Source organism: Paenarthrobacter sp. CM16, assembly GCF_013179505.1.
In the GTDB taxonomy this organism is placed as follows: Bacteria; Actinomycetota; Actinomycetes; order Actinomycetales; family Micrococcaceae; genus Arthrobacter.
In genome coordinates this window covers 1-6,030 of the sequence record NZ_JABMCX010000284.1, presented here as the reverse complement: position 1 = coordinate 6,030, position 6,030 = coordinate 1, and the positions used below count along the sequence as shown (strand labels likewise).

Sequence of the window (6,030 nt, the reverse complement as noted above, 5' to 3'; positions counted from 1 at the left end):
TAACACCAGGGGTGTGGCGAACGGCGCCCCAGGAGGCGTCCGTCAGGTCCATGCGGACCAGGACGTAACCGGGGATGCGAACGCGGTTGATCACCTTGCGCTGCGCATTCTTGATCTCGACGACCTCTTCCATGGGGACCTGGATTTCGAAGATGTAATCTTCCATGTCCAAGGTCTGGATGCGGGTCTCAAGGTTTGCCTTCACGCGGTTTTCGTAACCTGCGTAGGAGTGGATGACGTACCAGTCACCTTCCTGGCGGCGCAGCTTGGCCTTGAATTCTTCAGCCGGGTCAGCGGGCGCTGCAGCAGCAGCGACTGCGAGGTCGTCGCCGTCGGACTCTTCCGAAGCGTCGTCTTCGTCTGCGACATCGCCGGACGCGTCATCAGACTCGTCGTCCACGTCCGCGTCGAAGTCCTCTTCGGAATCGTCGGCGTCGGCAGATTCGGGCGCAGCAGAATCAACCTCGGACTCTTCCACAGCCTCAGCTGCGGTGTCGTCGGTTGCTTCCAGCTCAGTCTCGTTTACCTCGAGCTCCTGCTCAGACACTTGGTCTCCTGCTTCCTCATTGCCTAACATGCCTATTTAAATGGCTCAATTCCGCAAACCCCGCAAAATTCCTGAACTACCAAGGAATTTCACACAGTTTGCGGACAGATCCGCTTAGCGGTCCGTAGCGCCTGACCCACCGAAGACCCAGCTGACTCCCGTGCCGAAGGCCAGGTCCAGAAGGGTGACGATGAGCATCATGATGGCCACGAACACCAGCACCACGAGCGTGTAATTGATCAGTTCCTTGCGGGTGGGCGCAACGACCTTCTTCAGTTCACCAATAACCTGGCGGACGAAGAGAGCAATACGGGCGAAGAAGCCGCGATCGGCTTTCTTGGCGGGACGGCCCTTCGAGCTGCTGGCAGCTGTTTCGGTCACCTGATCCTCACTCACCTTGCAAAGTCGTTGACCCGACTCTGATCAGAGCCATGGTTGCTGCGCGTGCCCCGGCGTTTCCGCCGGGACAGCTTGCGCAGGGCAGACAGGACTCGAACCTGCAACCTGCGGTTTTGGAGACCGCTGCGCTACCAATTGCGCCACTACCCTATGGATCGAATCCATGTTTCAGGCCGCACTTCAGCCTGTGGTGCTTTTCAACACCGGTGAACCAGTCTACGCAAGAATTTCGCGATAGTCGAACCGGCTCATTTCCGGTCCTCCCGACCCCAAAAACCTGTGACCAGCATTATCAGTCACAAAGTCCGGCAGACACCCGGGAGGTCCGCAGATCAGCATAAGGTAGTTTACGTCGAATCCCATCATCCAGCCCACGAGCTGCCTGCGAAGAACGGTACAAAGATGTCTGCCGGAACAACTACCGCCCGCATTTCACAGCGAATCTCCGCCATCGCCGAGTCCGCCACCCTTGCCGTTGATGCCAAGGCCAAGGCACTGAAGGCCGCGGGCCGCCCCGTGATCGGTTTTGGTGCCGGGGAACCCGATTTCCCCACCCCGGATTACATCGTGCAGGCTGCGATTGAAGCTGCCGGCCAGCCGAAGTACCACCGCTACTCCCCTGCCGGCGGACTCCCTGAGCTGAAGAAGGCCATTGCAGAGAAGACCCTGCGGGACTCGGGCTACCAGGTTGATCCCGCCCAGGTCCTGGTAACCAACGGTGGCAAGCAGGCTGTCTACAACACCTTCGCTACCCTGGTGGATCCGGGCGACGAAGTCATCATCCCCACCCCCTTCTGGACCACGTACCCGGAGGCAATCCGCCTTGCCGGCGGTGTGCCCGTTGAGGTCTTCGCCGGCCCCGAACAGGGATACCTGGTGACCGTCGAGCAGCTTGAAGCCGCTGTAACCGACCGCACCAAGATCCTGCTGTTTGTTTCTCCGTCCAACCCCACCGGCGCCGTGTACAGCCCGGAGCAGGTTGCGGAGATCGGTAAATGGGCCGCTTCCAAGGGCCTCTGGGTTGTCACGGACGAAATCTACGAGCACCTGACCTATGACGGCGTTGAGTTCACCTCCATCGCCACCGCAGCCCCGGAACTGGGCGACAAAGTGGTCATCCTCAACGGTGTGGCCAAGACCTATGCCATGACCGGTTGGCGCGTGGGCTGGATGATTGGCCCGGCTGACGTCATCAAGGCAGCCACCAACCTGCAGTCGCACGCCACCTCCAACGTCTCGAACATCATGCAGGTTGCCGCCGCCGCTGCCCTCACGGGTCCGCTGACCGCCGTCGACGAAATGAAGGTTGCGTTCGACCGTCGCCGCAAAGCGATCGTTGCCGGCCTCAACGCGATTGAAGGCGTTGAATGCCCGACGCCGACCGGCGCCTTCTACGTGTACGCGGACGTCCGCGGACTCTTGGGTAAGGAATTCGAGACCTCCAACGGTCCCGTCCGGCCGCAGACTTCGGCTGAACTTGCCACGCTCATCCTGGACGAGGTTGAAGTTGCCATTGTTCCGGGCGAAGCCTTTGGACCTTCGGGCTATGTCCGGCTGTCCTACGCCCTCGGCGATGAGGACCTCGCCGAAGGTGTCCGCCGCATCCAGGAATTCCTGGGCAAGGCGAAGTAGCAAGCAGCCAGGGCAAACGCTCTTCCACCCCACCAGGTGGAAGAGCGTTTGCATTTAAGGCTCGGGAAGTGGGATAGCGATGGGGAAATCCCCATGGGAAGTGGAAGAGCGTCAGAGGAGGCGGCGCTCGGCGGCCCACTTGGTCAGTTCGTGCCGACTGGAGAGCTGAAGCTTCCGCAAAACGGCCGAGACGTGTGTTTCAACCGTCTTGATGGAGATGAACAGCTCTTTGGCCACTTCCTTGTAGCTGTAACCACGGGCAATGAGCCTCATGACTTCGAGTTCTCGGGCCGAGAGCTTGTCCAGCTCGTCATCGGCGATATCTGCCGGGGCGGTGCCGAACGCATCCAGCACAAAGCCTGCCAGCCGCGGTGAGAACACGGCATCGCCGTCGGCCACCCGGATGACGGCGTCGGAAATCTCCTTGCCGGAGATGGTCTTGGTCACGTAGCCACGGGCACCGGCACGGATCACGGACACCACGTCCTCGGCAGCGTCGGAAACGCTGAGCGCCAGGAAACTGGTGGTTCCCAGCATCGCGGCCGATCCTGCAATGACTTCACGGCCGCCACCGCCCAGACCCCCGGGAAGGTGCACATCCAGGAGCACCACCTCCGGGCGGGTTTCGGCAATGACGGCGATGGCCTGCTCCACCGTTCCGGCCTCTCCTATGACGTCCACGCGGGCATCCAGGTCGGCCTTCAGTCCGGACCGGAAAATGGTGTGGTCATCCACGATCACCACCCGCACTGTACGTTCCGGACCACTCTGGGGGTTGGTGCTCATTGCTTCGCCTCTCCATTCCGGGCTTCGGTGTTCCGGGCTTCAGTGTTCCGGGTTCGTTGTTCCGCTGCGTCGCCGCCAACGTCGCCATTGGCTGACGGCATGGCCAGCCGGACTTCGGTGCCGTCGCTGCTGCTGTTGATGGTGGCCGTGCCACCGTGCCGTTTCATCCGGCCAATGATCGATTCCTTGACGCCCAGCCGATCGTCCGGGACAGCATCAAGATCGAAGCCGGGGCCGCGGTCCTTGATGAAGATCTCAGTGCTGCCCGCGGTGCTCTCCACATAGACGGACACGGTTCCGCCACCGTGCCGCGCGGCGTTAAGCATCGCTTCCCGGGCTGCCTGCACCATGGCTTCGTGCCGCTCCGTCATGTCCGTTTCGCCCACGGCCACCACCTCTACTGCGTGGCCCTGGGAGTCTTCAACCTCCGCTGCGACGGCTTTGATGCGCTCGGCCAGGAGCCCGGACTCTTTGGCGGCATCGCTGAAGAGCCAGGCCCGGAGTTCGCGTTCCTGGGCTCTGGCAAGCCTCACGACGTCCTGTTCCGAGCCCGCCCTGCGTTGGATCAATGCCAAAGTCTGCAGCACGGAATCGTGGAGGTGGGCGGCGATCTCAGCGCGCTCTGTCTCGCGGATGCGGCCTGCCCGTTCTGTTTCCAGGTCCTTCCAAAACTTCAGGCCCCAGGGCAGTAGTACCAGGGCTACGCCGCCCAGGACAGCGACAGATGCCAGCAAGGCCAGCCAGGTCTGTTCCCACGACCCTGAGCCTGAGACCATCACCAGGACGCCCGCCACCACAAGCGCCAGCCCGGCCGCCAGCCGGACCCAGCCGCCTGCTTGATCGGCCTTCGTCTTATCCACCAGGCCGGCCCGGCGGGTTTCGTCAAGCTGCATCCAGGCAATCGCAGCACCACCGAGGATGGCCGCGGCCGGAATGAGGGTTCCCAACGGAACGTCGACGCCGAACTGGCGTGCGATCAGGATGGCGGCCACCAGGAGAAGGGCCGCGCCGAGCAGGATTTCCTTGCCGTACGGGATGCTCCGTGCGGTAAACCAGGACGCCCAGGTACCCTGATCGCCGCTGCTGGACCAATTCCAGGCTGCGGAAGGGCTGCCAAATCCTGGAGGCTCAGCCGTGGAGTCGGGACCACCGCGGGGGATGGAACCCACGCCGGAGGCAGGACGGTCAAGGGTAGGCCCTGCCGACGGCCCGCCGACCGGGACGGAACCACGGACCGTAGGTGCGCCGGCAGCAGCCGGCAAGGGTCCGGCGTCGTCCGTTGTCACTACCCGCGAATTTCCGGTGCCCGGCCTGAATCCTGCAGCAGGCGCGCCTCCACCACCAGGCGCAGGCACGGGCGGCAGGCTCACGGCAGGAGCAATGGGCGACGCCGGACGCCGGGCATTGCGCTTGGCGCTCTCATCCGCGGTAGGGACCATGGTCCACAGCCAGGCATAGAAGGCAACGCCTGCACCGCCGGCCAAACACGCAAGGATCATGCCAAGCCGGACGAACTTGACCGGCCAGCCCAAATGATCGGCCAGTCCACTGCAGACGCCGGCAATCATGCGGTCGCTGCTGCGGACCAGCACAGGGCGTTGTACAGCGGTTGTCATGTACCAATCCAAACACGGATCAGGGCAACCCGGACCGGAAACCGGCGCTGTTCGGGGGTCGCTCAGGGATCATTCAGGGTATCCCCCAGTAGAGGGAAGGACCGGCCGGGCGGCAGGATCGAAGTATGAACGCGAACAGCATGAATCCAGAGGAACCCGGAACGCCAGGCACTGCCGGCACCTCCGGCTCACAGCACGAGCCCGCTGCCGGCGCTTCCGCGGCCACTGGTCCGGAAAACAGCAGCTACCCGCCTGCCGGCGGCGCTCCGGCCACTTCCCAGGAGAACTTCTTCGACTGGATCCGCCACCAAGGCGTCCGCCGCGGACCGGACCGCTGGATTGGCGGCGTCGCAAGCGGTGTGGCCCACCGTTTCGGCATCGACCCTCTGATTGTGAGGGGCATCTTCATTGTGTTGGCGATCTTCGCCGGTGTGGGGGTGCTGCTCTACGGCATCGCCTGGGCGCTGCTGCCGGAGCCTGACGGGCGCATCCACGTCCAGGAAGCCGCCGCGGGCCGCTGGTCCGGAGGCATGACCGGGGCATTGATTACCACCATCATCGGGCTTCCAAGCCTGGGCCGCGGATTCTGGGGCTGGGGCTGGGATGGGCTGCCGGGCCTGTTCTGGACTCTGTTCTGGATGGGTGGTGTCTTCTACCTCATCTACTTCCTGGTCCAACGCAACAAGACGTCGAAGGGAATTCCGCCCGTGGGCCAACAGAACTACTCCACCGCACCCGGCAGGACTGACGCGTACGGAACCCCGACCACCTATGGATCGTCTACGGCCTACGGGGTTCCGACGGCCACCAACACCGGCGTCCCTGTTTACGGCAGCGGCCAATCCGGCACGAAACACCAGGGTCACGGCGCCAGCGCCATGCCGGCATCGGGCCCGTACACGCCGTCAGGGCCTTACACCCCGGGAAGTTCCTACACTCCGGGAGGTCCTTCCGGTCCCCGTCCGCCTCAGGGCCCCACTCCCCCGCACGACTGGCAGCCCAAGCCCGCAGCCCCCAAGCGCAAGGGACCCGGAGCCGCAATCGTGGCTG

6 protein-coding genes and 1 tRNA gene are annotated in these 6,030 nt (G+C 63.4%); 2 read left to right on the top strand and 5 right to left on the bottom strand.

Annotation, left to right across the window (positions count from 1 at the left end; translation table 11 throughout):
* The 3 genes from HP499_RS19635 to HP499_RS19625 all read right to left on the bottom strand — a co-directional run.
* Positions 1-547: transcription termination/antitermination NusG family protein (locus HP499_RS19635; RefSeq protein WP_309138426.1), on the bottom strand; the 547-nt coding region annotated here is incomplete at its 3' end.
* Between the two features lie 114 nt (positions 548-661).
* Entirely contained in the window at positions 662-943 is a 282-nt protein-coding gene (gene secE, locus HP499_RS19630) for a preprotein translocase subunit SecE (RefSeq protein WP_024817604.1), read from the bottom strand.
* Positions 944-1,023: 80 nt separating this feature from the next.
* Positions 1,024-1,096, bottom strand: a tRNA-Trp gene (locus HP499_RS19625).
* Positions 1,097-1,348: 252 nt separating this feature from the next.
* Here HP499_RS19625 and HP499_RS19620 point away from each other — a divergent pair.
* Positions 1,349-2,578 (top strand): pyridoxal phosphate-dependent aminotransferase, encoded by a 1,230-nt coding sequence (locus HP499_RS19620; protein ID WP_172325830.1) that lies wholly within the window; start codon positions 1,349-1,351, stop codon positions 2,576-2,578.
* Positions 2,579-2,689: 111 nt separating this feature from the next.
* Here the strand turns inward: HP499_RS19620 and HP499_RS19615 are convergent, their stop codons facing one another.
* Together HP499_RS19615 and HP499_RS19610 are read right to left on the bottom strand one after the other, a co-directional pair.
* Positions 2,690-3,364, bottom strand: coding sequence for a response regulator transcription factor (locus HP499_RS19615; RefSeq protein WP_172325829.1), 675 nt, complete (start codon positions 3,362-3,364; stop codon positions 2,690-2,692).
* A complete protein-coding gene (locus HP499_RS19610; protein WP_172325828.1) occupies positions 3,361-4,980 on the bottom strand; it encodes an ATP-binding protein in 1,620 nt (539 codons plus the stop codon). Before HP499_RS19610 ends, HP499_RS19615 begins: the two co-directional genes overlap by 4 nt.
* 125 nt (positions 4,981-5,105) lie before the next feature.
* On the opposite strand from HP499_RS19610, the gene HP499_RS19605 reads away from it, so the two are divergent.
* On the top strand, positions 5,106-6,030 hold a 925-nt coding region (locus tag HP499_RS19605; RefSeq protein WP_172325827.1), incomplete at its 3' end, for a PspC domain-containing protein.

What these genes read in the sequence shown, in the direction of transcription:
- HP499_RS19620 (WP_172325830.1), top strand. Translation starts at nt 1,349, where the DNA reads ATGTCTGCCGGAACAACTACCGCCCGCATTTCACAGCGAATCTCCGCC.
- HP499_RS19615 (WP_172325829.1), bottom strand. Translation starts at nt 3,364, where the DNA reads ATGAGCACCAACCCCCAGAGTGGTCCGGAACGTACAGTGCGGGTGGTG.
- HP499_RS19610 (WP_172325828.1), bottom strand. Translation starts at nt 4,980, where the DNA reads ATGACAACCGCTGTACAACGCCCTGTGCTGGTCCGCAGCAGCGACCGC.